Origin of the sequence: Algoriphagus namhaensis, from assembly GCF_042649705.1 — a bacterium.
GTDB lineage: Bacteria > Bacteroidota > Bacteroidia > Cytophagales > Cyclobacteriaceae > Algoriphagus > Algoriphagus namhaensis.
Genome location: NZ_JBHRZS010000007.1, coordinates 1,266,995 through 1,291,310, shown reverse-complemented (window position 1 = coordinate 1,291,310; position 24,316 = coordinate 1,266,995). Strand labels below are relative to the sequence as shown.

26 protein-coding genes are annotated in these 24,316 nt (G+C 38.8%); 4 read left to right on the top strand and 22 right to left on the bottom strand.

Features of this window, described 5'->3' with window-relative positions:
• Positions 1-132 precede the first annotated feature (132 nt).
• Both ACFOSV_RS13935 and ACFOSV_RS13930 read right to left on the bottom strand, forming a co-directional pair.
• Positions 133-897, bottom strand: a complete 765-nt coding sequence (locus ACFOSV_RS13935) for a DUF6090 family protein (RefSeq protein ID WP_377906628.1) — start codon at positions 895-897, stop codon at positions 133-135.
• A gap of 323 nt (positions 898-1,220) precedes the next feature.
• Positions 1,221-1,772, bottom strand: coding sequence for a MarR family winged helix-turn-helix transcriptional regulator (locus ACFOSV_RS13930; protein ID WP_377906627.1), 552 nt, complete (start codon positions 1,770-1,772; stop codon positions 1,221-1,223).
• 110 nt (positions 1,773-1,882) lie between these two features.
• Here ACFOSV_RS13930 and ACFOSV_RS13925 point away from each other — a divergent pair, with 110 nt between their 5' ends.
• Complete coding sequence (locus ACFOSV_RS13925) at positions 1,883-2,209, top strand: hypothetical protein (protein WP_377906626.1); 327 nt, start codon at positions 1,883-1,885, stop codon at positions 2,207-2,209.
• Positions 2,210-2,451: 242 nt separating this feature from the next.
• Here ACFOSV_RS13925 and ACFOSV_RS13920 read toward each other — a convergent pair whose 3' ends face one another.
• The gene (locus ACFOSV_RS13920; RefSeq protein ID WP_377906625.1) at positions 2,452-3,015 is read right to left on the bottom strand and encodes a helix-turn-helix domain-containing protein; all 564 of its coding nucleotides are present in this window, start codon (positions 3,013-3,015) and stop codon (positions 2,452-2,454) included.
• 207 nt (positions 3,016-3,222) lie between these two features.
• Complete coding sequence (locus ACFOSV_RS13915; protein WP_377906624.1) at positions 3,223-4,611, bottom strand: Gfo/Idh/MocA family oxidoreductase; 1,389 nt, start codon at positions 4,609-4,611, stop codon at positions 3,223-3,225.
• A 328-nt stretch (positions 4,612-4,939) separates the two neighbouring features.
• Here ACFOSV_RS13915 and ACFOSV_RS13910 point away from each other — a divergent pair, with 328 nt between their 5' ends.
• Positions 4,940-6,058 (top strand): acyltransferase family protein, encoded by a 1,119-nt coding sequence (locus ACFOSV_RS13910; protein WP_377906623.1) that lies wholly within the window; start codon positions 4,940-4,942, stop codon positions 6,056-6,058.
• Between the two features lie 86 nt (positions 6,059-6,144).
• Here the strand turns inward: ACFOSV_RS13910 and madM are convergent, their stop codons facing one another.
• The 5 genes from madM to ACFOSV_RS13885 all read right to left on the bottom strand — a co-directional run bounded on the left by madM (position 6,145) and on the right by ACFOSV_RS13885 (position 10,213).
• The gene (madM, locus tag ACFOSV_RS13905; RefSeq protein ID WP_377906622.1) at positions 6,145-6,903 is read right to left on the bottom strand and encodes a malonate transporter subunit MadM; all 759 of its coding nucleotides are present in this window, start codon (positions 6,901-6,903) and stop codon (positions 6,145-6,147) included.
• Position 6,904: 1 nt separating this feature from the next.
• A complete protein-coding gene (gene madL, locus ACFOSV_RS13900; protein WP_377906621.1) occupies positions 6,905-7,261 on the bottom strand; it encodes a malonate transporter subunit MadL in 357 nt (118 codons plus the stop codon).
• A gap of 1 nt (position 7,262) precedes the next feature.
• On the bottom strand, positions 7,263-8,741 hold the full coding sequence (locus ACFOSV_RS13895; RefSeq protein WP_377906620.1) for an acyl-CoA synthetase: 1,479 nt from the start codon (positions 8,739-8,741) through the stop codon (positions 7,263-7,265).
• Positions 8,742-8,841: 100 nt separating this feature from the next.
• The gene (locus tag ACFOSV_RS13890; RefSeq protein WP_377906619.1) at positions 8,842-9,501 is read right to left on the bottom strand and encodes an ROK family protein; all 660 of its coding nucleotides are present in this window, start codon (positions 9,499-9,501) and stop codon (positions 8,842-8,844) included.
• Positions 9,502-9,598: 97 nt separating this feature from the next.
• Positions 9,599-10,213, bottom strand: a complete 615-nt coding sequence (locus tag ACFOSV_RS13885; protein WP_377906618.1) for an NAD(P)-binding domain-containing protein — start codon at positions 10,211-10,213, stop codon at positions 9,599-9,601.
• Between the two features lie 403 nt (positions 10,214-10,616).
• Here ACFOSV_RS13885 and ACFOSV_RS13880 point away from each other — a divergent pair, with 403 nt between their 5' ends.
• Positions 10,617-11,870 carry an NAD(P)/FAD-dependent oxidoreductase gene (locus tag ACFOSV_RS13880; RefSeq protein WP_377906617.1) on the top strand — a complete coding sequence of 418 codons (1,254 nt, stop codon included), beginning with the start codon at positions 10,617-10,619 and terminating at the stop codon, positions 11,868-11,870.
• 312 nt (positions 11,871-12,182) lie between these two features.
• Here ACFOSV_RS13880 and ACFOSV_RS13875 read toward each other — a convergent pair whose 3' ends face one another.
• From ACFOSV_RS13875 to ACFOSV_RS13865, 3 genes are all read right to left on the bottom strand, one after another.
• Positions 12,183-12,842 carry a DUF4468 domain-containing protein gene (locus ACFOSV_RS13875; protein ID WP_377906616.1) on the bottom strand — a complete coding sequence of 220 codons (660 nt, stop codon included), beginning with the start codon at positions 12,840-12,842 and terminating at the stop codon, positions 12,183-12,185.
• Positions 12,843-13,163: 321 nt separating this feature from the next.
• The gene (locus tag ACFOSV_RS13870; protein ID WP_377906615.1) at positions 13,164-13,742 is read right to left on the bottom strand and encodes a hypothetical protein; all 579 of its coding nucleotides are present in this window, start codon (positions 13,740-13,742) and stop codon (positions 13,164-13,166) included.
• Between the two features lie 71 nt (positions 13,743-13,813).
• Positions 13,814-14,398 (bottom strand): hypothetical protein, encoded by a 585-nt coding sequence (locus ACFOSV_RS13865; protein WP_377906614.1) that lies wholly within the window; start codon positions 14,396-14,398, stop codon positions 13,814-13,816.
• A gap of 200 nt (positions 14,399-14,598) precedes the next feature.
• On the opposite strand from ACFOSV_RS13865, the gene ACFOSV_RS13860 reads away from it, so the two are divergent.
• Positions 14,599-15,894: a toxin-antitoxin system YwqK family antitoxin gene (locus tag ACFOSV_RS13860; RefSeq protein ID WP_377906613.1), complete on the top strand. Its 1,296-nt coding sequence runs from the start codon at positions 14,599-14,601 to the stop codon at positions 15,892-15,894.
• Between the two features lie 279 nt (positions 15,895-16,173).
• On the opposite strand, the gene ACFOSV_RS13855 is transcribed toward ACFOSV_RS13860, so the two are convergent.
• The 10 genes from ACFOSV_RS13855 to ACFOSV_RS13810 form a co-directional block, all read right to left on the bottom strand.
• Positions 16,174-17,679, bottom strand: coding sequence for a DUF6965 family protein (locus ACFOSV_RS13855; RefSeq protein WP_377906612.1), 1,506 nt, complete (start codon positions 17,677-17,679; stop codon positions 16,174-16,176).
• Positions 17,672-18,757, bottom strand: a complete 1,086-nt coding sequence (locus tag ACFOSV_RS13850) for an AAA family ATPase (protein WP_377906611.1) — start codon at positions 18,755-18,757, stop codon at positions 17,672-17,674. The genes ACFOSV_RS13855 and ACFOSV_RS13850 overlap by 8 nt, the downstream gene beginning before the upstream one ends.
• A 2-nt stretch (positions 18,758-18,759) precedes the next feature.
• The gene (locus ACFOSV_RS13845; protein ID WP_377906610.1) at positions 18,760-19,065 is read right to left on the bottom strand and encodes a hypothetical protein; all 306 of its coding nucleotides are present in this window, start codon (positions 19,063-19,065) and stop codon (positions 18,760-18,762) included.
• On the bottom strand, positions 19,065-19,415 hold the full coding sequence (locus ACFOSV_RS13840) for a helix-turn-helix domain-containing protein (RefSeq protein ID WP_377906609.1): 351 nt from the start codon (positions 19,413-19,415) through the stop codon (positions 19,065-19,067). Before ACFOSV_RS13840 ends, ACFOSV_RS13845 begins: the two co-directional genes overlap by 1 nt.
• Before the next feature lie 84 nt (positions 19,416-19,499).
• Positions 19,500-20,297, bottom strand: a complete 798-nt coding sequence (locus ACFOSV_RS13835; RefSeq protein WP_377906608.1) for a hypothetical protein — start codon at positions 20,295-20,297, stop codon at positions 19,500-19,502.
• A gap of 91 nt (positions 20,298-20,388) precedes the next feature.
• On the bottom strand, positions 20,389-20,595 hold the full coding sequence (locus ACFOSV_RS13830) for a hypothetical protein (RefSeq protein ID WP_377906607.1): 207 nt from the start codon (positions 20,593-20,595) through the stop codon (positions 20,389-20,391).
• 59 nt (positions 20,596-20,654) lie between these two features.
• Positions 20,655-21,815 (bottom strand): tyrosine-type recombinase/integrase, encoded by a 1,161-nt coding sequence (locus ACFOSV_RS13825; protein ID WP_377906606.1) that lies wholly within the window; start codon positions 21,813-21,815, stop codon positions 20,655-20,657.
• A 59-nt stretch (positions 21,816-21,874) separates the two neighbouring features.
• A complete protein-coding gene (locus tag ACFOSV_RS13820) occupies positions 21,875-22,234 on the bottom strand; it encodes a helix-turn-helix transcriptional regulator (RefSeq protein ID WP_377906605.1) in 360 nt (119 codons plus the stop codon).
• 235 nt (positions 22,235-22,469) lie between these two features.
• On the bottom strand, positions 22,470-23,852 hold the full coding sequence (gene mnmE, locus ACFOSV_RS13815) for a tRNA uridine-5-carboxymethylaminomethyl(34) synthesis GTPase MnmE (protein WP_377906604.1): 1,383 nt from the start codon (positions 23,850-23,852) through the stop codon (positions 22,470-22,472).
• Complete coding sequence (locus tag ACFOSV_RS13810) at positions 23,849-24,304, bottom strand: thioredoxin family protein (RefSeq protein WP_377906603.1); 456 nt, start codon at positions 24,302-24,304, stop codon at positions 23,849-23,851. The genes mnmE and ACFOSV_RS13810 overlap by 4 nt, the downstream gene beginning before the upstream one ends.
• Positions 24,305-24,316: the final 12 nt, after the last annotated feature.

Here is a 24,316-nt window from a genome sequence, read left to right as displayed (position 1 = left end):
TTCGCTCAATTTTAAGGATTTGGCTAAGGTTCTTTGCTGTGATTCACCCGTGGGACAATTCGGCATTACCGATAGCTAGATTCTTTTGCATCAATTCCGTTTATGGAATCTGTTATCAATGAATTTTAGACTTTACTTTTTTCTTTCTATCAGTTCTTCATTGAGCTGACCAATTAGCGACTTTGATTTTGATATTAAATTTTCAAAGTGGCCAATAAAGAAGCCATATTTTATGAAATAGCCTCCTTGGGTGTTTTCAAGTAATTTGAAATTTTCAGAACTGGGGTCATTAATAAATGTCCAATCAGTGCCTTCAAACAATCCTTTTTCATCGTACAAATCAGGATTAAAATATTTACTGGCAACATGTGCTGATTTCGCGAAATGGGAGTTTGCCGTAAAATAATTAATCTCATTAAAGTGTTCGGCAGAAACAACATACTCTCGGTAGAGATCGATCATTGCGATTTTAATGCTCTCATTTTGGATAATATCTATAAGTCCTGTACTCTTTAACTCTTCAAAGGTGCTGGTTTGCATCACCAGGTTTTCGGCATCGAAGCTCTGCATTGAAAATAAGCGCTTGAACTCTTCTTCTGTAGTTTGAGTATTGTAAATCTCATGAATGAAGTTGTAGATTTTTGTCCTCTCCTCTTTTACATAACGAAGTCTTTTTGTTAGGTATAAGGTATCTGCGACAAGGTCTTTTTTGAGTCGTTGTAGATATACATTTTCCAACTTATTGGCTTTCTGCTCTTCGTTCCAAGTATTGATTTGAAGTGCAATTAAAATCCCTATCACCACGAGTACAATCTCTCCAATGGCATATTTGAGGTATTTTCCAGTCTGTCCTCCTGAAAGTAAATCTTGTCTAATTTTTCGAAAGAATTTTATCATGGGAAGGGTTGGTTAAGATGAAGCCTCAGATGCTGTGAATAGGAGAGTAGCCAGGGCTCTGATTACAAACTTTTCTGTTTGGTTTTATGATTTTCATTGAAAAAATAAGCGATCAATTCCATTGCTCTGACTCAAAATAGGAGTTCCTGCCGTATTCGCCAAAATGCGGTTGGTTTATAAAGGCTGTTTTTTTGGATTGGTGTGGATTTGGACGGAAGTAGTCAAATTCAATTCTATGCTGGAGAGCTAGGGGTGGTTTGGTTAGGCTCTTGGTCCCGAAGGGTATGCAGTAGAAGTTTTATTATCCTGGCGTATTCAATACTTTATTTTATAAGCTTATCTAGGATTCCACTAAATTGAATTCGCTCATTCAATTTTAGCGGTTCTGAAAACTTGCTGAAAATCAGGTCGATTTTCGGTTTAATTGTCTTCAATTCCGCTTTCCCCTTATTCGTTATCTTAATCCTCTTCGCTCTTTTATCTTCATTGTCTGGGAACTCCTCAATTAGCTTATTCTTGAGAAGTCGTTTGATGATCTCTATACCTGTCGGCGCCTCAAGGTTGTGCATTTCTACAATCTCCATTTTTCTGAAGCTTTCTTGATAGTCCAAATGCAGCAAAAAGCTGTATTCATCAATGGAAGAAATAGCCGATTTTAACAAAATGCTTTTGGTCTGTTTTTTCAATTCTTTATTCAAAAACATCAATTTAAAAGCTAGAACCAATTCATCATGGGTTGAATGCTCGTCTCCGCTATTAGCTGAAAAAAGGGTATTGTTCAGCCAAATCGTAAAGTCCTCCACTTTTTGCGAGGAGTGCCCTTCTTGATATATTTCTACAAGCTCGATTATTTTTTTAAGTAAGGTGTAATCCATTTTATCAGGTTAGTTCGAGTTTGAACAAATGTACATCAAAAACAATGTAAATGAAATAAATGGCTATATTTGTATCATAAACATAATAAAAAATCAAAAGAACAATGATTATGAATAATCCAACGTACACATTTGTATCAGTATCGACTGCAAAACCCGGGAAATTGGAGGAATTGATTCGAATTGCGAAAGCTCCAACCATGAAAATGGACAAAAAGTCTGACGGCCTTATAGCTTATCAAGTAAGTGTGGATAAGGAAAGAAACACAGTAATCGTATGGTCAACTTATGACAAAAAAGAAACGCTTTACAATTTTCTTGCAACCGACCAAGGGAAAGAGGATCATGGAGAAAACGAGGATATGGAGAGTATTATCGAAACATTCGTCATGTATGATCTAGAGCCTGTTAGTGGCAGACTTCTTTCCAAAAAGTAGTATTGATCTAAACAGCGTTCTTTCCATTTACGGAGAACGCTGTTTTTTTTAATGGGGGATAATTTGTTTGTTTCTACACATTTATTGTCCAAATCTTCCCGATTCCATCAAGTATTTGCGTCTTATGTAAGTTTAATTCAAAAAAAGCTCGCGCTTACTTTTTTGTCCTAAATTCTAGTCAGTGCTGTATTTGCCAAAAAATGTATAGTTGTAAAATCTACCTTGGCCATCGATAAAGTCATTTAGATCCCATCTAACCCTTTCCTTTTGCCTTTTCCATTTTTCTTGAATTCGCTTGGCGTCATACCGGTTTCTTTTTTGAACTGGGCACTGAGATAGGCAGCGGAACTATAGCCCATGCGAAATGCGATTTCGGAAAGGCTCATCTCGTCATAAAAAAGGTACTCTTTAACTTTTTCTATTCGTTGCAGGGTATAAAATCGCTCGATGGTCATACCCTCCACCGAGGAAAAAAGTTTGCTCAATCCCGTGTATTCTTGATTGAGTTGTTCGGAGAGGTAGGAGGAAAGATTTTCATGAAGCTGATTTTCTTGATGATGAACCAAGTTTATAATTAGGGTTTTTATTTTTGAAATCAGGGAGGATTTTCCAGGTTCCAATAACTCAAAGCCACGACTTTGAAGTAATTCGGCTAGTTTCTCTTTTTGCTCTGAACTCGGAGCCTTTTCAAGAATCACCCTTCCGAGCGCTACTTGTCCATTCAGCTTGATCTCGTCAAGAATATCGGAAACAGCGGCTATGCAGCGAGGGCATACCATGTTTTTAATGGTTACTTCAGTGCTCATCAGTTAGAATAATTCCAAAAATCAGGAATTGGTTTCGTTTTAGTGAAATGGAATATGAATATCGACTTTCTTACCAGTGAAAAATAAATCTATAGCTTGAAATGTTGTGGACTGTTGTCTGTGGTCTGTTGACCATCCACATCAACATTTACGCATTGAACTCCACCTATTGGCAGCATTACGAAAAATCCCAAAACTATTGAGACATTAGATCAATCTCATCCCCTCTGGATCCCAAAGAATAGGTTTTTCTTGGGCTATGCTCAAATTACAGGCTAGGGAAGGGGCTGCTGCACGAAGGCCGAAGGAAGCGTCTTCAAGGATGGCTCCATTTTCACGGATTCCATTGAAAAACACTTTCATATGGTCTAAGCGATCGTCATAGCCTTGTGGAGCTTCAAATTCCATAGGCTCGCCGCGCGTGAATCCACCACCATTTTCATCACCATAAGTGGCCTTGTACCATTTTTCAAACTCTACTTTTTCCTCCTTCGAAAAGCTAGTAAAGCTGTCGTATCCGCCATATCCCGGAGCGGCACTTCGCTTGAGTGTTTGGACAGTAAAGTCATTCCAACCAATCGTAATCACTCCCTCTGTACCGACTAGCTTTAGTCCAAATTCACCCTTGCCTTCGCCATCACATAGATTGACCCGTGTCGTAACTTGAAAGGAATCATGTCGATCATTTTTGGGGTAAGTCATCAGGGCATTAATCACATCGTAAGCATCGCGACCGTCTTTCCAATATTTCAGGTCTCCTGCGCTGAAGATTTTATTCGGTCCGTGAGAGTCGGTAATTGTATGAACGGTGGTCAAAAGATGAACAATCAAGTCTCCAGCTGCTCCCGTCCCATAATCGCTGTAGTTTCTCCATCGGAAAAACCGTGTGGCATCAAATGGGATTTTTGGGGCATAACCCAAAAATTCATCCCAATCCACCGTATCAGGACTGGCATCTCTTGGGATGGAATAATTCCAGGCACCATTAGATGTGCTGCGATCGCAATAGGCTGAAGCAAAAGTCAAATCTCCAATCATCCCAGATTGAAGTACTTTTTTGGCTTCGAGTACAGCCACCGAACTAGCGCGTTGACTGCCCACTTGAAAGACCTTGCCAGTGGATTTTTGAGTATCAATGATCGCTTGACCATCTTCAATGCGTTGAACCATGGGTTTTTCGCAATACACATGCTTTCCCGCTTTCATGGCATCGATGGCAATGCGCTGGTGCCAGTGATCTGGCGTACAGATCAATACGGCATCTATATCGGGTCTTGCCAGAAGCTCTCGATAATCTCGTGTGGTAAACAAGTCCTTTCCCCATTTTTCATGTGCATAGGCAATTCGACCAGTGTAGAGATCGCATGCAGCCGCTAATTCCACTCCTTCTACCAGCAGTGCTGTATCCGTATCGTAATGCCCTATGATTCCTGCTCCAATTAATCCAATTCGTATTTTATCATTCGCAGAAGTCTTGATTTGGGGATTTAATGTCAAAGATTTTGCTGAAGCTTGATACGAAAATCCAAGTCCTGTAGAAGCTAAAGCCAAACTGCCAGTTGCTTTTTTAAGGAAATTACGGCGTTGATTTTTCATGGTTTTTGGGTAAAAGTTCCGAGGTTGAGACATAAGATGCCAATTTATTTCTGCTTTGGCAATCCCTTTTACAACAAGGTCAATTGAGCCAATACATTGAATATCAAAAAGCCAAAATCAAGGAAGAATATTGAGAAAATAGGACTACTATGAGCTTTGATCTTGTTTACTTAAAAGCCTCGAAAGTGCGAATAAACCACTGGATACCAGACTCTAAGGGTGATAATATTCGACTTATACAGACGCGATTTTACAGTAAAAAACCCAAGGCTATCTTTTGGTACATTTTTTCTAATTTGTGCAAAGCTTATTCCCTATCAAAAATTTTATGCGCAGATACGATTTAGATTGGTTGCGGGTGATTGTTTTCGGATTGTTGATTTTCTACCATGTAGGGATGTTTTTTGTCCCTTGGGGTTGGCACATTAAAAACGAAGTAATCTATCCAAATCTTCGTTGGCCCATGCTTTTTCTAAATCAGTGGCGATTGCCTATACTCTTTGTAATCTCAGGGATGGGTACTTTTTATGCTTTGTCAAAACGAAATGGGGGAGTATTTGCTAAGGAAAGGATCGTGAGACTCTTCATTCCACTGGTGAGTGGAATTCTTTTTATCGTTCCACCACAAGTGTATTTGGAGCGATTGGACAAGGGTCAATTTAGTGGTGGATATTTTGATTATTGGCCAACTGAGGCCTTTATTGGAATATATCCAGAAGGAAATTTTTCGTGGCATCATCTCTGGTTTTTGCCGTATCTCTTGCTCTTTTCATTGGTTTTGATTCCCGCATTTATTTACCTGAGAAATCACCCTGATGCAGGATTATTGAAATTGAGTCGAAAAATTTCTTCCGCTCCCTTTGGCCTTTTTTGGATGGTGATTCCGCTTTATTTATGGGAGTCTTTGGTCGAACCCTTTTTTCCTTCTACCCATGCGCTTCTTGGGGATTGGTTTAATTTGATAAACTATTGTACCCTCTTTTTTTATGGCTTTTTGCTCATCTCAGTTCAGGACGTTTTTTGGCCAACGGTACAAGCGGCTCGAAGAAGCTATCTCTACCTTGGACTTCTAGCTTTCTCACTTTTAATAGGCCTCAGGATAGTTTTTGAGGATTCCACCCTTATTCACTTTATCGAGGCAGGTTTGAAAGTTGTTAACCTATGGGCTTGGATTTTAGTGCTCTTTGGCTATGCTTCAGCTTACCTCAATACCCCGAGTAAGGCACTGAAGTATGCCAATGAGGCCGTTTATCCCTTTTATATTCTTCATCAGACCATTATTATAGTCTTAGGCTATTACCTGATGCATGTGGATTTGAGCTTTCTGACGAAATTTTCTATCATGTCCATCGGGACATTTGGGCTAACCTGGGTAATTTATGAGGTAGCCATTCGTCGCTGGTCCGTCATTAGACCACTTTTTGGATTGAAAAGTAAGAATGGATAATTCAAAGGTATAATTGCCTGTCGCTACTGTCTTTGAATTCACGTTAATAGGGTCTAAAAAATGGCTGATTTACCTTAGACAGACTTTTACACCAGCCAATCCAAAATCAGGTAGAAAACCGAAGGACAAATCAGGCATCCAAGTCCTGAGTAGAAAGTAGCCGTCACAGCTCCATAGGGAACTAGCTTTGGGTCTGTGGCTGCCAGGCCTGCTGCCACACCGCTTGTAGTGCCCATTAGTCCTCCATAGCTCATAGCCGATCCTTCAGAGTTAAGCCCTATCCTTTTTGCCAAAATTGGAGTGAAGATGGTTACAGTAATGGTTTTCACCACACCGATGCCAATGCTAAGCGCGATAATATCCGAACTAGCACCCAAAGCGGCGCCAGTGATTGGGCCGATGATGTAAGTACAAGCTCCAGCTCCAATAGTGGTTAAAGTCACCGGATCACGGAATCCCCAAGCCCAACCTAGACTTACACCGACAATGAAAAAGATGATCAATCCCAAAAACAAGGAAATCATTCCAGCTAACCCTGATTTTTTAATTAGGAAAAAGCTCGCAGAAATAGCAGTGGCGACTATGGTAAAATCCCGGAACATCCCGCCTCCCATAAAACCAACACCTTTGAAAACGGGAATGTCAGAAAGGCCTTTTTCCCCACCACCAAATACACCTCCGATATACCCCAAAACCAGACCTGCAAAAATAGCGATCGCCGAGCCAGGGATCTTGGAGCGGAAGATTTTCTTGGAAATGATCTCAGAGAAATACATTACGAGACCTACCACCAAAAAGGCAACAATAAGCCCATATGAATCAATAACCTGAATTAATTCTGACATTTTAGGATGTTTTCAGGGCTTTATTCAAGTAAGGAAAAACGGCAAAGCAGATAAACACAGGAATGGCGCCAGCAGCAATAGCTAGGCTTCCACTGGTAATGGCCGCTTTGACATTTAGGCTAGCAGCCATGGCAACAACCACAGGGATGTACAGCTTTCCCCAAAAGTCGACTCCGTATTCCAACTCGGGTTTAAACCAGCCCTTTCGCTGAAAGCCTTCCTTGGTCAGAATCAGAATAATCATGGCAAAACCCACTCCACCTACATTGGAGTCTATTCCAATCCAATGTCCGAGCAGGACGCCCATCCATTGGCCTAGGAGAAAAGAAAAAGCCAGAATAGCTATTCCGTAGATCATATCAGAATCGTTTTTTTAATTCATTTTTGGTCACCTTACCCATTGCATTTCTAGGTAAATCCTCGATTACCAAGTATTTCCGAGGGACTTTATATGCGGGTATTTTGGTTTTCAACCAATCCATTAAAGATTTTGAATCAAAGTCAGTCGCAGCCACTAGGCCCGCGACCACAAGCTCACCCCATTCTTCATCAGGGATACCCACCACAGCACAATCTTTTATTTTAGGAAATGTTCGAATGACTTCTTCAATCTCTAATGCAGAAATCTTATAGCCTCCGGATTTAATAATGTCGATGGAATCTCTACCCAAAATTCGATAATAGCCGTTCTCCTGAATGGCGACATCTCCTGTTCGAAACCAGCCATCAGCGGTGAAGGCTTTTTGCGTAGCTTCGGGCTTACCCCAATATTCCTTGAAAACCGAGGGTCCTTTGATCTGAATTTCTCCAGATTCTCCAGGATTTATTGGTTCATCATTTTCATTTACCAAACGAACCTCAACACTAGGCAAGGCAAAGCCGATGTGTCCAGCCTTCCTTTCACCAGAATAGGGATTACTGATGGCCATTCCGATTTCGGTCATCCCGTATCGTTCCAGCAAATAGTGTCCAGAAATTTCTTTCCATTTCTCCATAACTGAAACTGGCAGTGCCGCTGAACCAGAGACCATCAATCTGAATGTCGAAAGAGTTTCGCTGATTTGCTTTTGCCTTTTTGGGGAATAGCTTTCGTATGCTGAGATCAATTTGAAATAAATCGTTGGCACGGCCATAAACACATTGACCTTGCCTTCAGCGAAGATTTTGAAAACCTGATCCGCATCAAAAGGATGGAGAAACTGTACCGTGCCTCCGGCCCAAAGCGCACAAGAAAGCACATTAATAATTCCATGAACATGATGTAGCGGAAGCAGTCCGAGCGTGTAATCTGTCGATGACCACTGCCAAGCTTTTACAAGTGTGCTGATTTGGGACTCAATGTTTGCATGGGTGCTGAGTACACCTTTCGGTAGACTGGTGGTACCGGAAGTGTAAAGAATCATTGCTCCACGAGCTGCGTCTAATTCTGGCAAGGCCTGAAAGTTTGCATCTTTATTAAAGGCAGCAATGGATATTAAATCGATGTTTTCTTCTTTTTGAAGTGGAGCGAGTACCTCCTGATACTCCTTTCCAAGTATTACCTTTTTTGCTCCCGTATCATCCAGCACATATTTCAGTGAAGGAAAAGGGTAGGAGATGCAAAGTGGAACTGCAATCCCACCTGCTCGCCAAATTCCCCACTGCGTAGCCACGTAATCAAATCCCGGAGACACCATAAATGCTACTCGAGCCTCTTCTAAATCTTGTCTTCCATTCAATAGAAAACTTGCGATCTGCTCGCTTTTTGAAAGTAGTTGCTTGTAGGTGTAGGTGCCAAACTGATCTACAATTGCAGTTTTTTTAGAATGAGAAAAAGCATTAGAAATGAGCTGAAGCATAGGGTTAATGAGAATTATTGAGTGAATAAAGGGAAGGACCTTTTACTAGGAAACGAAAGTAAAATAGGAGTGAAATAATTCACTCCCATTAATCAAAAACTTAATAAATGAAATCTTCTTCCCAGAGTCTAAAGCCTCCTCCAAATGCATTTAGATTGGTTCCCAGTCGGCAACCCTTGGGGATTTTGGTGAGAATCTTAGAATTTCCACCGCCGAGCACAATGTCGTCAGGCTGGAGTGCATCGGATAAAATCTCCACAGTTTTGAATACATGCTTTTCCCACTTATCGTGGCCTTTTTCTGCATAGTAGACTTTACCCACGTAGTTTTCAAAAGTGGATTTACGATAAGGAAGATGACCTCCTTCGATTGGGATGATGGTATTTTTAATCACCATTGCCGTACCCAAGCCTGTTCCAAGTCCAAGAAAAAGGAGCTTTCCGCCATTATAACTTCCCAGAGCCTGCATTGCAGCGTCATTGATGATTTTGATAGGACAGCCAAAGGCAGCTTCGAAATCAAAAGTTTCCCAGCCATGTCCGAGATTTACGGGTTCGCTTAAAATCTGATTGTCTTTCACTTTTCCTGGAAAGCCCATTGCGATGCGATCATATTCCCAATGAGAGGCATTTTCCTTAATAAGTGGGATCATGTGCTCGGGCGAAAAATCGTTTCCAGAAGGTATTTTGATTCTTTTTTCTTGGCCTGTGGCCAAAATTTTGACATTCGATCCTCCGATGTCAATAACTAGGGTTTTCAAGTTAATTGGGTTTGGTGATACTTGAGGTTTAGGAGTAAATCTAACTAGATTTTCTCAAAAGCTACATCAAAAAGCTTCTCAATCTTTTTGACTTTTCTCAGAGGGACACCAGTTTAAATTGATAATTAGAGTCTGCACCCAGACCTGAAATTTGCTTTCCCAAATGATAGAAAGCTTCCAAAAGTGTTGCATTTTCCAATTGACCAGCGTCTATTGCCTTAAATCCAATCAATTCAATTAATCTTTTCACCCTGATTTTTTCAGGAACGTTTTCACCACAGAAATAAACTTCTTTGATCACACCCAAAGAGTCGGAGAGAGGATAATCGATTCCTAAGTTATTAAACGCTTTAAAAACGGGTATTCCCGGAGCAGCTTTCATAATCCGATTAACGTTCGAGCACTTTAGCTTGTCCTGATATTGGTTATTGGTACAATCGACCAATATCTTGTCAAGTAAATCAACCTTCTTTAAAGCTTTTAGAGCCTCATTGAACTCCTCGTTTGGACAACAAAAAAGAATGATCTCAGCCTGAATCATAGCTGATTCATAAGGACAAATTTTATTGAAACATCTATTGATCACCTTCCAATCAGGGGAATCCGTATCGAAATCAGTCCCCACCCCAAAAACTACAGATAGTCCAATATCCATATACTTTTTACCAAGTGTGTTGGACAGACTGGTGCCACCTATTAATGCGATTTTCATAGCAAGAAAATTTTTAAGGGTTTACTAAGACTCAACTTTTTATATTTCCTTTCAGGCTTATTAATCAAAATATCCTTTTGAAAATTAAAGTAATTGCATGTTAAATCCAATAAATATTTGGCATTAATAGCACTTTGCCAATGAAACGCTTTTTCGAATATATGTAAAGCAAAATTTAGAGGTCAAAGAAATTTGGTGGTTGAATTTTTTCCATGAAAATGGACTGAATCAAGAGTATTATTGAAGATTTTCAAGGTTTACCATCCCCGGAAATCCACCTTTTGAAGGGATTCATCAAATGTTAAAACATGATCAAAATCAGCTTTGTACCTATTATGTAACAATTGTTACCGAATGGAAAATGCCAAAATTGTTACTTGAATAAACTTTAAACACCTAGTCCATGAACTCACACTATGAAATTCTAATTGTTGGCGGCGGTACTGCAGGAATTATGACCGCAGCTAATCTTTTACAAAAAGACAAATCCCTAAAAATCGGCCTCATCGATCCTGCTGACATGCATTATTATCAGGCAGCTTGGACTTTGGTGGGGGCAGGAACATACGATTACGATAAGACTGGAAAGCCCATGGCGGATGTAATTCCTGATGGCGTAGACTGGATCAAGGATTTTGCGACAGCTTTTCATCCAGATAAAAATACCTTAGACACCAAGGCAAATGGAAGTATCACTTATGATTATTTGGTGGTGTGCCCTGGATTGGTGATGGAGCCATCCATGATCGAAGGACTGGAAGAAGCTCTGGATAAAGGAAATGTATGTAGCAACTACACCGATCCTGAGCATACTTGGGAAGTATTGAAAAATTTTAAAGGTGGAAATGCTGTTTTCACCCAGCCTAGTACACCTATCAAATGTGGGGGAGCTCCCCAGAAAATTGCCTATTTGGCAGCTGACTACTTCAAAAAGAATCAAATTGATGCCAATGTGATCTTTGCGACACCAGGAACAGTAATTTTTGGGGTAAAATGTGTGGCTGATACCTTGACTAAAGTGATCCATCGCTATGGGATTCACTTTAGACCATTTTATTCTCCCGTTAAAATCGATTCGGAAAAGAATATTGTCACTTTCAAGTGGGTGAATAAGAATGAAGAGATTGCACTGAATGAGAATAACCCAATCGATGAGAAAAAGTCTGGGGACTCATTTATAGAAATCCCCTATGACATGCTTCATTTGGCTCCACCTCAAGCTGCTCCTAAATTTATTCGAGAGTCAAGTTTGGTGAATGAGGCCGGCTGGCTAGATGTAGACAAGCACACCCTCCAACATAAAAAATACCCGAATATTTTTGGGTTAGGGGATGTGGCAGGATTACCCACCGCAAAAACTGGAGCTGCTATCCGAAAGCAATCACCCATCGTAGTGGATAATATTCTCAAGCTGAAGAAGACCAAGCATATGGGAACCATGTCATACAATGGATATTCATCCTGTCCGCTAGTCACAGGCTATGGTAAAATGGTCTTGGCGGAGTTTGACTACGATCAGAATTTTATCCCAGATCCCAAACTGAAGCAAATGCTGGTATTTGACAGCAGCAAGGAGCATTGGAGACTGTGGATGCTGAAAAAGTACGGTTTGCCTTATTTGTATTGGAACAAAATGCTGAAAGGCAAAGAAGTATAGAGTCCTAAGGACTCAAGAAACTATTTTTTAATAGTGTGAGTAATAAAAGGTGAGAAAGGGGTCAAAGCAATTTGATCCCTTTTTTTACTTCCCGATACAGAAAGTAATTAATATTGATAATCAAATAGTTATGATTGATAGGTACAAATAGGGTACAAATAGGGTACAAATAGGGCGCAAATAATTATAATTTTCTTTGTATCCGATTTATTTGCTACAAATTTGCACTTTGAACTACAGGGGTAAGAAAAAGTATTTTTTTAAGTCCTTAGCATAAGCCTTTACGAATCCCATATTTATTTCAATCTACGATTACCAGTCATCATTTGGTTTATTGGTTATTGCCTTTTCAATAGAAATCAATTTGCTTTGCACCCATCTGTCGAATGCTTGCAGATAAGCAAAACTGAAGTTGTAACTTTTAAGTTCTTTGCGTTTGTACTTTGTAAAAGGGTCAAATGCCAATGCATTATTGTAAAAGACCTGCGCATTACCTTCAACGTAATCCTCATACTGTGCAAATGTATTTGGATTGAAATTCATGAAATATAGCTTCATGTCGTTAGGGATGACAGTCACCCGAATTCTGCTATCCTTTATGTCAAATGTAATTGTGTGATCGTTGGTAATCTTTTCACTAACTTTTGACATTCCACTACTTTTAGAGAATTGGACGTATTCAACCATCATTGTGTTATTTCCTTTCACAATAATGGATGTTTTGCTATCAAGATCGGTCACATAGTCACCGCGTTTGTAGTTTTGAGCAATCCATCTGGATAGTAATTGGTAAAGTTCGTCTTGACTTTGATCTTCTGCTTCAATGATTTGTTGGATACCCATAAAGCCATCAATTATTTGAATGCTTTCGGGTATGGACTGCATATCGAAGGGGTATGTATCTGCTACCTTTTGACCATAAGAGAGGAAACTAAAGAGTAATAAGACTGTAAAAAGAGTTAACTGTTTCATGTCAATGATTTGTTTCAAATATAAATGACTTGTTCAAATTGGTGTAATGCTATGCTTTCAGCTATTTGTATTTGTGCCATTATCTGCAAATAATATATGGTCAGCTTTCTCGAATAGGTCTTATTGAGGGACTTTTGGCCTAATTGGCAGCAAAGGTTATTAATATGTAAAAATTATTTTCCCATACATTAATTTAAATGGGACTAAAAGGGTCGAATTTTTGTGCCTGAGTTTTGCACGCATACAAACGCTTGTAACCACAACGGTTTATCCATCAAATGCTTTAAGGATTGAAATATGCCCTCCCTAATCTCGTAAGGATCAGTTTTGCCATGCATCAACTTTCCCGTTAACTACATAAACATACCTTCCTAGCCCGTAGACAAATTGTTTTCTTATCGAATAGGTGGTTTGCGTGATATTAATATCCTCTGGCTTACCCCAGCTGTCTAATAACATTTCCTCAGTCATACCAACCCAAATTTTTCCTTCGTTGATTTTTGTTCCTACTGACTGACCGTACTTTTCAATCATTTGGCGGTCTTTCTCTAAATCAGCTTTACGGTTTTCCTCTCTTTTTCTGTCACTTTCAATTTTCTCTGCATACTTCCTGAAATTCCCGTACTCGGTTGAGTAGGATCTAACTATTTTGTAATTAACAAAACCTTCAATTGATTCATATTTGACCTTCAAGTATGCATCCGAATAACCTATTACATCTAGAGAAGCCCCTGAAGGAATTTTTTTAATAATCTCATCATTAACGTCTGGATTCTCTCTCAAAGGGGTATCCTTGTAAATGGCAGTAACTTTTTTTGGCAGTTTTAAGGTATCGAATGATTGGGCATGTATCTCAAAAATCAAGGTTAATAAGACAATAAAAAAAAATACTTTTTTCATAAAATCAATTGGTTTGAGTCTTTACGCTTCTAAAAACAAAAAATACGAATACCAATCAATTAACGCAAACTTCAAAATAGGAATAGCCGTGCTTCATTCTTAATTACGAACTCTGCTTTTTCAATTTGATTTAAAAGTTTTGAATACTTTTTGGTTGGCTTTCCTGCATAAGTCTTTTTCAGGTGCTTCTTACAGACCTGCTCGTATAGGGAATCCACTTTGAAGTAAGCCCTGAAATTCTTGTCAATAAATCGAGCGTATTTACTTTGAATCTGTGCCTCATAGAAACATCCCTTGAACGCTTCCCTATGATAAAAATACCCTTCGATTGAATAAAGTTTTCTGCAAAGCTTCCCCGTGGAGGGGCACCGGAAAAACCACATTTCACCAATTCCAAGATTGGTTGGTTTCTTTACCAATCGAACTTTGTAATCTCTAGGCTCATCCCTGAAGTTGTATTTCAGGTGTAAGTATTCATTCCCTTCAAGAGTTGAAACACCTATTGAAATGCTTGCAGTTTGGTTTCCGTTCCTACTCCAATTTAAAGTGCTTGCCTTCCAATTGTTGGGTATTAAATAGCCCCATTCTTTCAGCTTCGAAATATTAATCTGTAAAGCCTCATCGTATAGGGTTGGTAAATTAGAATATCTGGACATAGTTAGGAAACCTAAATTATTTGAGAACTTTAGCTAATTTAGGTAAATGATTTTAAGGAGTTTAAATACTAAAAATTTAAACAAATAATCAGGTGGGTTATTTTCCTTTACGGCTTAAATTATGGTGAAGCTAGGTTTATGTTTAAGTTTTAGATACTTTTTCGATTACCAAATGATTTTAATAGTAAAAATTAAAAGGTATGATCCATAGATATTATTACGGAGACGGAAAGTTGGAAACCGAGGCATCATTTAACGGTGAATTAATTGATGGAATAAAGGTTTATCACAGGAACGGTCAACTTGCTAAAAACGGGAGGTATGAGAATGGAAAAGCAAAAGGAATATGGAAGTTCTATTACGCAACAGGTCAGTTAAAGAGGGAGGGGAGTTATCGGGATGGGAAAGAGGAAGGAGTATGGAAATATTACTATGAAAATGGCTATTTAGAATCAGAGGGAAGTCTCAATCAAGGAGAAAAACAAGGGATGTGGAAAAAACACTTCGAATTTGGGGTATTGAAAGAGGAGGGGAGTTATCGGGATGGGAAAGAGGAAGGAGTATGGAAATATTACTATGAAAATGGCTATTTAGAATCAGAGGGAAGTCTCAATCAAGGAGAAAAACAAGGGATGTGGAAAAAATACTTCGAATTTGGGGTATTGAAAGAGGAGGGGAGTTATCAGGATGGGAAAGAAGAAGGAGTATGGAAACGGTACAATGAAGATGGTCAGTTGCTATTCGAGGCTGTTTTCGAAGATGGAAAAATAAATGGAAATGCGGTCTATTATTGGGATAATGGACAATTGAAGATGGAGGAGTGTTATGAAAATGGGAACAGGGAAGGGACTTCCAAATACTATTACGAAAATGGCCAACTGGAAACAGAGGGGAGTTATCGGGATGGGAAAGAGGAAGGAAGGTGGAAGAATTATCACATCAACGGCCAGTTAGCAGTAAATATAAATTACAGTGATGGGAAAATAAATGGAAAAGTGATTGTTTATTATGAAAATGGACAAATGATGGAGGAGGGAAGTTCCAATTATGGGAAAAGAGAAGGAGTATGGAAAATGTACAGAGAGGATGGTACACTTCTGTCCGAAGTGCTCTTTAAATATGGAAAAATTGTAACAAGAAAAATTTTCTACGATTCCGGGCAATTGAGCAAAGAGATGCGTTTCAAGGATAATTTTGTAGAAATAATAAAAACATATTGGGAGCAAAACGGTATGATGGCTTCAGAAGAAACTTATAAGTCTGAAAAGAGTGAGGGAATGAGTAAAATCTATTACAATTCAGGAAAGCTGGAAAAAGAAGGTGCCTTAAAAAATGGTTTAGCTGATGGTTTATGGAAACGTTATTACGAATCTGGTGAGTTATTTAGGGAGGCTGAGTTTGAGGCTGGTGAGTTGAATGGAGTATTGAAAGAGTATACCGAAAGCGGTGAATTGGTTAGTGAACAAATCTATAAGAATGGTATTAGGATTGAGTGATTTTATATTATTGAATAATATTCGAAGAAAGTTTTTTAGTCAAATTATTTTTGAATCTCATTTCTCAAATCATTTAAAAGTTTTAGTTATTCAAAACTAAACGGCTCACCATCTTTGGAGTGTATAGAATTTACTCTAGGAAAAACAAAGGGCATTAGCTTGCAAAGGAAGTTTAGGCGTTCTTTAGGCTCTAATTTTTCAAGGCTTCTTGGTAGGTGCTCTATTTCCGCTTGAAGAATTGTTTTTAAAGAATTACGTAAGGAGTTTGTTAGTATTTGTTCATCTGATTTCATATCGCTTTGAATTTAAGTCAAGTGCTTGTTTCAGTTCTTTCAATCTGTTCAGGTAAGGTAAATAAGTTCGTTTGCCCTTGTTTACTTTCACGGCAGTAAAGTGACTTTCAATTAATAGAGGGCAATCATTTATTGTACTGCATTTGTTCAGCTTTATGGGTTGGGTTGGCAGTTCAATGCTTGAAAAGTAGTTTTCTAGTTCTGTAATTTCTTTGCTCCAGTTTCGGGGTATTTCCCTTTTTATGGTTTCCGAAAATTCAGGTTTGAAGACCTCCACTTTTGCCAAGGTTTCAGGCTGCGAAAAAAAAGTTTCTTTCAGGGCTTCACGTTTTTCACTTTTTTCACGGGGTGGGGTTTCTTTGGGTTGAGGCTTTGGCTTTGACTTGTCTTTAGTGACTTGTTTTCTAAATAATCGCCAATCCTGTTTTATAAGAAAGTCTGCAATGTCTTTGCCTTGTGCTTTGTCCTGCTTCGGGGCAAATTGTTCCAGCAAACCCGAAACGTGAAAATAAGTACCCTGAAAATGCTTTTGCATTTCTTTTGCCTTGCTGCTCCATAATTCAAAGGCTTTGCCGTCTTTAGATAAGTCAGGGAATAATAAAACATTCCTGCCTTTCAACCCCTGGCATTTGTGGAGGTTTAAGCTGCTCAAGTTGTAAACTGCCAACCAAAGTAAATTTGTAGGTTGTTCAGGGAAACCAAAATACAAAGTGCCGTAAATAGCCGTTTTTGGAGCTTCAACCAACGCAATGGGGTTGTATGGGTATTTGCTTAAAAGGTGTTCGCCAAACAAACAGGAAATCTTTGTTTCGTTCTTATTATAGGCTTCCAACCATTTAGGCAACGGCTTATTGTTTCGGGTGTGGTGTTTCTCAATTATAGAGTGTAAAAAGTCCGTGCCTGTGGTGTGGTTCTGTACGTCAAATTGCTTTACCTGAATGGCTCTTACATTGCCCTGAACATCAATAAAAGGAAAAGTATTTGCCCCTTTTCGGTAGCCGTTTTGTACTGTTCCTAAATGGTACAAAGAAACAACCTTTTCAACGTCCTGCACTTCAAAAGGAAAAGGAACACTTGAAAGTAGGTTTTGAATGAATGTGTTTTGTTCATAACCTCCACGGGTAAGGCTGAACACCTCAAAAGGAATAAACGCCCTTTTGAGCTTGTTTACGGGCTTCTTTATCCGTTCTGGTTGCTGTGGCTTCCAGGCTGTTTTATTGCCCTGTTTCTGCTCCCAAATAGCTTTAGCAAAACCGTCTTTGTATGGGTTAAGGAAATAACCACACTTGCTTTCACGGTCGCAACGTCCGTACTGTTTGGGTAAATAGTCGCCTGTTTCTGAGTCAATGTACAGTACAAACGTCTTTTTATTACAGTTGGGGCAATAGTGTTTTTTGCTGCTTTTTTCTAAACCGTATCGGTGTGCAATCGTACTGTTCGTACTGTTCGTACCCAGTACGAGTGGTACGAGGTTGTTTTCTAAACTATTCATTTTCAGCCCCTTTTTTAATCCATTTGCGTATTGCGCCCTCTGAAACTCCAAACTGTTTGGCAATTTGTACGTTCGAAAGTCCTTGTTTTTTTAATTCCAATGCTTCCGAAACCTTACTTTGTTGGTCTTTTTCTGTTAGCTGTTTCAGGTGTTCCCGTTCTGCTCCAAAATCTATAAATTCAAATGCAAGGAAATTATACGGCTTATCAATTAGACAAACTATTACGTTTTCAGTATCGTAAATCATTGCTGTATTTCGGGCTTTAATCTGCTTTATGTACCGCAAATTTTTATCCGTATTACTTTGCCCAATAGCAAAACAACTATCTATAAAATTATAGAGCATTTTACTACCACCTAAATCATTTTGTGTAATTGGTCGGCTTAAATCACGTTTTGGGGTGTGTGCAAGTGCTAATATTGAAAGTTCGTATTTGCTTTTTAACGCCTTCAAGTATTTCATTAAGGGCAATGCATCTTTAGAACGCTCTGTTTCATTTTTGAGGTACGTAATATTGTCAATAATTAAGATTTTAGCCTCTGTTTCAATTATGCTTTGTTCTAATGATTGATTGAGGTATTCCTCAAAACTTTTCTCTATTGGTACTTCGGCATCGGGGTTTATTTCAATCCGTTTGAAATTGTCATCAAAGGAGTAATGATGTTCAAATACCTTTTGGGCTTCATTTTTTATTGAATACCTCACTTCAAATTGTTTGGCTGAAAGTTCAAAATCAAAGTATAAAACAGGTTGTTTCTTTGCTTCCAGTCTAAAGCCTGGTATTTGTTGCCCCTTGCTTATGCTGTCTGCAATCTGTACGGACAAAATGGACTTGCCTAAATTACTATCTGAAAACAAAATACTTATTTCGCCTTCGTGCCAAAATTCGCCAAATAGCATTTCAGGAATAGGACTTGTTTTTGCAAGTTCCAACCATTCATTGGCAGTCTTTACTTTGAATAAACCTTTGTTCTGCTTTTTTATTTCCAGTTCCTTTTGCAAGTCCTGAATATGGTTTGTAAACGTTTCAGGTTGCTGTAAGTCCTCAAACTGTGGGCTTATCTTTATTGCTTTCATTTTTAAAACAGGGTTAATTGGTTGTCATTTTTTGCCTTAAATAGATCGGGGTTCGTTGTGATTGCTCCAACAAATCGTCCTGAACGGTTGCATTTTATTGCTCCAATTACTTGGGCTTTACCCTGTTCAATCCAGTCATAAACAAGTTGAGTAACCATGTACGTTTGGTCTGGAAATCCCATTTTGGTGGCCGCCATACGCCTGCTTAATGGCTTTTTGTATAGTATGTCAAAAAGTTTTTTGGCGTATTCTCTTTTCGTATATTGCCCTTGTCTTTTATGCAAAGGGTTGTTGTTAGTGCTTGCCATTACTTCAACCCTTTTTTATTGTTCGATAGATACGCTTCTGCTTCCTGCTCAATTTCAGCATTCGACTTTTTGCGCCCCTCTTTGAGGTAGTCAATAAGTTCGATACTACTGAAATACAAACGCTTTGAGCGTTTCATAACTGGCAGCTCATTCTTACTTACTTTGCTATAAATGGTAGGTACTGTAAGGTTTAGAAATTCTGCAGCTTCCTGAATAGTTAAAAGGTGTTCAGGTTGATCTGTGCTTGATTGGCTAATCTTTACCGCTTTAAGAATGTTTGCGGTAACTCGCTCCGAAATATCGCTTATTAGCTTTTCGGGGTCGATAGGACTGAATACTAAATTGTGCATAATCTTTATGTTTTAAATTATGCACTAAAAATCAGGGGGCGTTTTTCGGGGCTTATTGGGGCGACGCTCTATGTTCGCCCTTAATCATAGCTTTTTACTTTGTAGGTATTCTTCAATGATTTCAGGTTCATTTGAAAGGGTTTTAACAATAGTCCGCCAATTTTCACCTCCAATTTCAATAAGACTTTTTGATGAATTTAAGTCTTTTTGAACAATCTCATTGAATACTTTATAAAATCTATTTCCTTTTCCTGTTCCCATTCTTTGGTTTCCTATCCTTTCTAGCTCCTTTTTATGACCAATAGGGAAACTTTCGCCATTTGCGTTACATTCGATTAAGTAGGTTAAAACATGATGATAAGCCGTGTATTTAATGGGTATTGGTTCAGGCTTTTTTTGTTTAGGTAGTATTGCTGCAGTTTCTTCTTTTGCTTTTGAATATGCCGAAAGTATGTGCCCCTTAAGTAGTAGTATGTCAATTTGGGATAGACAACCCGTAAAGCGACCTTGGGTCAAGGAGAATAAATTAACATTGTTTTGTACTCCGTCGGGTGTGTCTTTTTGTAATTCTTCGGTGCAGTACTTTATTGTTTCAAGTCGTTTTTGCGAAATGGTTTCCCCTTCTTTTAAATCTCCATACTTAAGCGTTCCGTTTTCTGCATGTGAAAGCAACAAATGCAAGTCATACCTCCGCTTAGAAATATGTTCTTCTAATTGGTTTTCTAGCCCCTTAACAACCTTAAGACAACCATTAAAGAACTCGTCAGCTTCAAAGAATTGTTCTTTTTCAGCTTTTTTAAATTCCCTGTATAAATACTTTTTGAAAAACTGTTTGGTATTCTTATCAGAATAACCTTTTAAAATAATTTCTAGGTAATTCATTTGTCTTTTATGCAGAAAGCTTTTAACGATTAAAACTCAATCTTTTTTTGGTTTTACTTTTACATAAATCCACGTTTATGAAAAAAAGATGTTAGAGTTGAGAGAAATAGAGGATTGCTAATATCAGCCCAGCTATGTTGATGCCGACAATGAAATTTGTCCAGTTCTTTAACATTTTCCGAGTTGCCATTGAACTTTCTGCGATTGTCATTAAAAGCTCTTTTTCACTCATGTCTGTTAGACCCCTATTTTCTATCAGGTATCTTGCTTCGCGTAGTTTTTCGATTTTATCATTCATAGTTTTATGATTTGTTTTTGATAAATGTTCTCTTTTTTGAAGTATCGACTTAAGAATTTTTACGTTAAGTCAAGTTTAATTTTATTGACTGCATCACGTTTTGACTTATCGGCTATGTGGTAATAAATCATGGTGGTTTTTAAGTCTTTGTGCCCCAACATTTTTTGAACAGTAACAGGGTTTGTATTTTCAAAGGCTTGTAATGTTGCAAACGTATGTCTGAAACAATGAAAGGTAATGTCCTTTGTTATTCCTGAAGCCCCAATCCATTGAAACAAGTGTTTGTTGTTATAGGCTGAATATTTAAGCCCTTCAAATACGAGTTTATCCTGCGGCATTTCTTTTGGGTTTTCTGTTCCATTTATAAAGCTGTATGCCTGTTCTGAAATCGGCAAAACTTCAACACCTTTAGTTTTCTTTTGGGTGAAATTAAGGAAATAGCCCTGCCCGTTTATGTATTCCAGCTCGCCCCAAGTCATCTTTTGAATATCAGAAAACCGCAATCCTGTGAGTGCCGAAAATAAGGCTGCACGTTTCAGTAAATCATTGTTGCAGGGGGTTTTTACGAGTCTATTGAGTTCTTCAATAGTCAAGTATTCTCTTCTTGTTTCTTCAGCTTTTATGGCTTTTACATTGGCGTTTAAATCAAACGGCAAAATTCCGTCTTTATAGGCTTGTCTTAGTGCGGCTTTTACCTTGTTAAAATACGAAAGGGCTGAATTTTGTGAAAGAGTTGTTTTATTACTCCTTTTGCTTTTGGTGGTAAGTAGGTATTCTTTGAAATCCTCTAAAATCTTAGGGTTGAGGTCGCCAAACTTTAAACTGCCATTAGTAAAGGCTTCAAGATAATTGAGTGCTGAAACCCAATTATCATGGTTACTATTTTTCCGTTTGTTGGCTAATTTTGTGAAGTATTCAACAAAACATTGTTCAGCTAATTCCTTTTTGCGTAGCTGTTCTTTTTCATACTGGCTATAAATTTCAGGCTTGTTTAAGAAGTTTTCACGCTTTTGACGTATGCTTTCCCCTATTTTTAAGGTCTCAATATTATGATGTTTATCAATAGCTGATTTAGGCTTTTCAAAAATGTAAATCCCTAAAAACTCCCTGCGTGTGGGTTCGCCTGTTTCGGGGTGGGGTATAGGTGGGTAAAAGTCCAAATAAAGGCTATTGCGCCCCTTGCTTATTTTCTTTTGTCTTAAACTTACTTTTGTTGCCATTGTCTTTTATGCTACTAGTGAAAACCGTGAAAAATGTGAACGGCTGAAAAAACTTTTTTTTACGTCTTGTTAAATAGTTTGTCAATCTCTGAACGCTTTACCCTTGTCATTCTTTGCCCTAAGTTTACGGCTGAAATAGTACCGCTTTCAATGAAGTAGTATGCCGAGCGAATGGAACAGTTTAATAATTGGGCAACTTCTCTAACATTCAAAAACTCCTTGGTTTTTAATTTCTCAATATGTTTGGTTTTTGTCCGTGTGGTTTCAGCATTTGACTGCTTAATCTTTTCATTACGTTTACGGGCTTTGTAAGCGGCTTTACTGCATTTGTCCGAACAGTGTTTTGTTACCGTTGTACGGGCTGTAAATTCCTTTTCACAATACTGGCAAATCCGTTGTACCTCAATATTACTGCTCATTAAGTAGCTTTAAGTTTCGTTAAGTGTATTTAAGTGCAATTAAGCGCAAAATAAAGAGGGCTAAATCCCTAAAATTTGTACCTCATTACCTCAAGGTACAATAAAGGTACAAAAGGGTACAAAATAAACCAATAGCAATACAAAGGAAAATGAGTGGTTAGAGCGTAAAAAAAGCCCTAAAATAGGGCTAAATTAATGTTTTATGTATGCTTGGTTATTGCTTAGTTTGTTCTGGTTACTTTCCGATACAAAACTTCGAAAAAATGTTCGCCAGCAGATCATCTGTAGTGATTTCACCTGTGATTTCACCAAGAAAGTGCAAGGAGCGACGGATATCCATAGCGACAAAGTCATTGGTGACTTCGGTTTCGATGCCGTGAATTATGTCTAGCAGTGAATCCCGCGTTTTGATCAAGCTGTCGTAGTGTCGAATATTGGTCACCACAGTGTTGCCGGTTTTGAATTTATCCAAATTTACCAATTCCATGAGCTTGGCTTTGAGATCTTCTAGATGCTCCTGGTTTTTGGCGGAGATAAAGAGTGTATCCGGATGCTTGGCTTTCAGTTCTGCGAGCAATTCAGGATTTGCCATATCGAGCTTGTTTGCCACTTTGATAAAGGGAACTCCTAGATTTTCGAGCTTATTGACATCTCGGTTGATTTCGATCAGATCGGTATCTCCGAGGTCAAACAGATATAAAATCAAAGAAGCCGTCTTCATTTTTTCCTGAGTTCGGCTGACCCCAATGGCCTCGATAGTATCAGTAGTTTCTCTTAAACCGGCCGTGTCTATAAATCTGAAAATGACTCCATTAATATTGATTTCATCTTCGATAAAATCACGGGTAGTACCTGCGATATCGGAAACGATGGCCTTTTCTTCTTTCAGAAGGGCGTTCAGTAGAGTAGACTTTCCAGCATTGGGTTTCCCTGCAATGACGGTGGGAACGCCGTTTTTGATCACATTGCCCAGATCAAAACTCAAGATCAGTTCTTCGACCACTCGCATGAGTCGCTCTACAAGTTCTTGCAGCTCCGTTCTGCTAGCAAATTCCACATCTTCCTCTCCAAAATCCAACTCCAATTCGATCATTGAAGCGAAGTGAATCAGTTTTTGCCGTAGTTCTTGAATCTCCGAACTAAATCCTCCGCGCATCTGATTCAAGGCTGCTTCGTGGCTAGACTCGGAGTCCGCATGGATTAGATCGGCTACTGCCTCAGCTTGAGCGAGATCAAATTGTCCGTTTAAGAAAGCCCGCTGGGTGAATTCTCCTGGTTTGGCAAGGCGTGCGCCTTTTTTTAGGAAAAGCTTGAGTACTCGATTGATGATATAGGAAGAGCCATGGGTGGAGATTTCTACGACGTTTTCCTTGGTAAAGGATTTTGGAGCAATAAAAAGCGATACCAAAACCTCATCAATGATTTTGTCTTCATCCCTAATGGTGCCAAAGTGAATGGTGTGGGATTCCTGTTTGCTAAGATCTTTGCCAAAAAAGACCTCATTTACAATCTCTATCGCTCTGGATCCAGAAAGTCTGATTACAGCAATAGCTCCGATTCCTTGCGGAGTGGCCAATGCCACAATGGTGTCTTGACGATCAGCTAGGGAAAAACTCATTTTCCTCTAAATCCATTTTTTGCCATGTAGTCCAAGGCTTCCAAAAAATCTGCTGGTCCACGATAGCCTGGTATCTGGGTAATGTTCTGTAGAGTAGGGTCGATTAGGACAAAATTAGGATAGGAGCGAACCCGCATGGCTTGGGCCATAGCTGCCTCGGAATACTCTTTTCCCATAAAATCAAACGTCCGCTTGGTATCTTCTGCGTTCAATTTGACCGCATAAAACTCTTCATTGATATAGGAGATCACAGTGGAATCTGTAAACGTGTCATTGTCCATCTTCTTGCACCAGCCACACCAATCCGTGTAGACGTCCACCAAAATCATTTTGGGGCTTTCTTGATTTTTGGCGACAGCCTCTTCAAACTTTAGCCATTCAATCTTCTCTTGAGCCATCACTGACCCCGATACGATCAAGAAAAATAAAATCAACGATCCAATTTTTGTCATGTCCTTCATTAA

What these genes read in the sequence shown, in the direction of transcription:
- ACFOSV_RS13935 (WP_377906628.1), bottom strand. Translation starts at nt 897, where the DNA reads ATGATAAAATTCTTTCGAAAAATTAGACAAGATTTACTTTCAGGAGGA.
- ACFOSV_RS13930 (WP_377906627.1), bottom strand. Translation starts at nt 1,772, where the DNA reads ATGGATTACACCTTACTTAAAAAAATAATCGAGCTTGTAGAAATATAT.
- ACFOSV_RS13925 (WP_377906626.1), top strand. Translation starts at nt 1,883, where the DNA reads ATGAATAATCCAACGTACACATTTGTATCAGTATCGACTGCAAAACCC.
- ACFOSV_RS13920 (WP_377906625.1), bottom strand. Translation starts at nt 3,015, where the DNA reads ATGAGCACTGAAGTAACCATTAAAAACATGGTATGCCCTCGCTGCATA.
- ACFOSV_RS13915 (WP_377906624.1), bottom strand. Translation starts at nt 4,611, where the DNA reads ATGAAAAATCAACGCCGTAATTTCCTTAAAAAAGCAACTGGCAGTTTG.
- ACFOSV_RS13910 (WP_377906623.1), top strand. Translation starts at nt 4,940, where the DNA reads ATGCGCAGATACGATTTAGATTGGTTGCGGGTGATTGTTTTCGGATTG.
- madM (WP_377906622.1), bottom strand. Translation starts at nt 6,903, where the DNA reads ATGTCAGAATTAATTCAGGTTATTGATTCATATGGGCTTATTGTTGCC.
- madL (WP_377906621.1), bottom strand. Translation starts at nt 7,261, where the DNA reads ATGATCTACGGAATAGCTATTCTGGCTTTTTCTTTTCTCCTAGGCCAA.
- ACFOSV_RS13895 (WP_377906620.1), bottom strand. Translation starts at nt 8,741, where the DNA reads ATGCTTCAGCTCATTTCTAATGCTTTTTCTCATTCTAAAAAAACTGCA.
- ACFOSV_RS13885 (WP_377906618.1), bottom strand. Translation starts at nt 10,213, where the DNA reads ATGAAAATCGCATTAATAGGTGGCACCAGTCTGTCCAACACACTTGGT.
- ACFOSV_RS13880 (WP_377906617.1), top strand. Translation starts at nt 10,617, where the DNA reads ATGAACTCACACTATGAAATTCTAATTGTTGGCGGCGGTACTGCAGGA.
- ACFOSV_RS13875 (WP_377906616.1), bottom strand. Translation starts at nt 12,842, where the DNA reads ATGAAACAGTTAACTCTTTTTACAGTCTTATTACTCTTTAGTTTCCTC.
- ACFOSV_RS13870 (WP_377906615.1), bottom strand. Translation starts at nt 13,742, where the DNA reads ATGAAAAAAGTATTTTTTTTTATTGTCTTATTAACCTTGATTTTTGAG.
- ACFOSV_RS13865 (WP_377906614.1), bottom strand. Translation starts at nt 14,398, where the DNA reads ATGTCCAGATATTCTAATTTACCAACCCTATACGATGAGGCTTTACAG.
- ACFOSV_RS13860 (WP_377906613.1), top strand. Translation starts at nt 14,599, where the DNA reads ATGATCCATAGATATTATTACGGAGACGGAAAGTTGGAAACCGAGGCA.
- ACFOSV_RS13855 (WP_377906612.1), bottom strand. Translation starts at nt 17,679, where the DNA reads ATGAATAGTTTAGAAAACAACCTCGTACCACTCGTACTGGGTACGAAC.
- ACFOSV_RS13850 (WP_377906611.1), bottom strand. Translation starts at nt 18,757, where the DNA reads ATGAAAGCAATAAAGATAAGCCCACAGTTTGAGGACTTACAGCAACCT.
- ACFOSV_RS13845 (WP_377906610.1), bottom strand. Translation starts at nt 19,065, where the DNA reads ATGGCAAGCACTAACAACAACCCTTTGCATAAAAGACAAGGGCAATAT.
- ACFOSV_RS13840 (WP_377906609.1), bottom strand. Translation starts at nt 19,415, where the DNA reads ATGCACAATTTAGTATTCAGTCCTATCGACCCCGAAAAGCTAATAAGC.
- ACFOSV_RS13835 (WP_377906608.1), bottom strand. Translation starts at nt 20,297, where the DNA reads ATGAATTACCTAGAAATTATTTTAAAAGGTTATTCTGATAAGAATACC.
- ACFOSV_RS13830 (WP_377906607.1), bottom strand. Translation starts at nt 20,595, where the DNA reads ATGAATGATAAAATCGAAAAACTACGCGAAGCAAGATACCTGATAGAA.
- ACFOSV_RS13825 (WP_377906606.1), bottom strand. Translation starts at nt 21,815, where the DNA reads ATGGCAACAAAAGTAAGTTTAAGACAAAAGAAAATAAGCAAGGGGCGC.
- ACFOSV_RS13820 (WP_377906605.1), bottom strand. Translation starts at nt 22,234, where the DNA reads ATGAGCAGTAATATTGAGGTACAACGGATTTGCCAGTATTGTGAAAAG.
- mnmE (WP_377906604.1), bottom strand. Translation starts at nt 23,852, where the DNA reads ATGAGTTTTTCCCTAGCTGATCGTCAAGACACCATTGTGGCATTGGCC.
- ACFOSV_RS13810 (WP_377906603.1), bottom strand. Translation starts at nt 24,304, where the DNA reads ATGACAAAAATTGGATCGTTGATTTTATTTTTCTTGATCGTATCGGGG.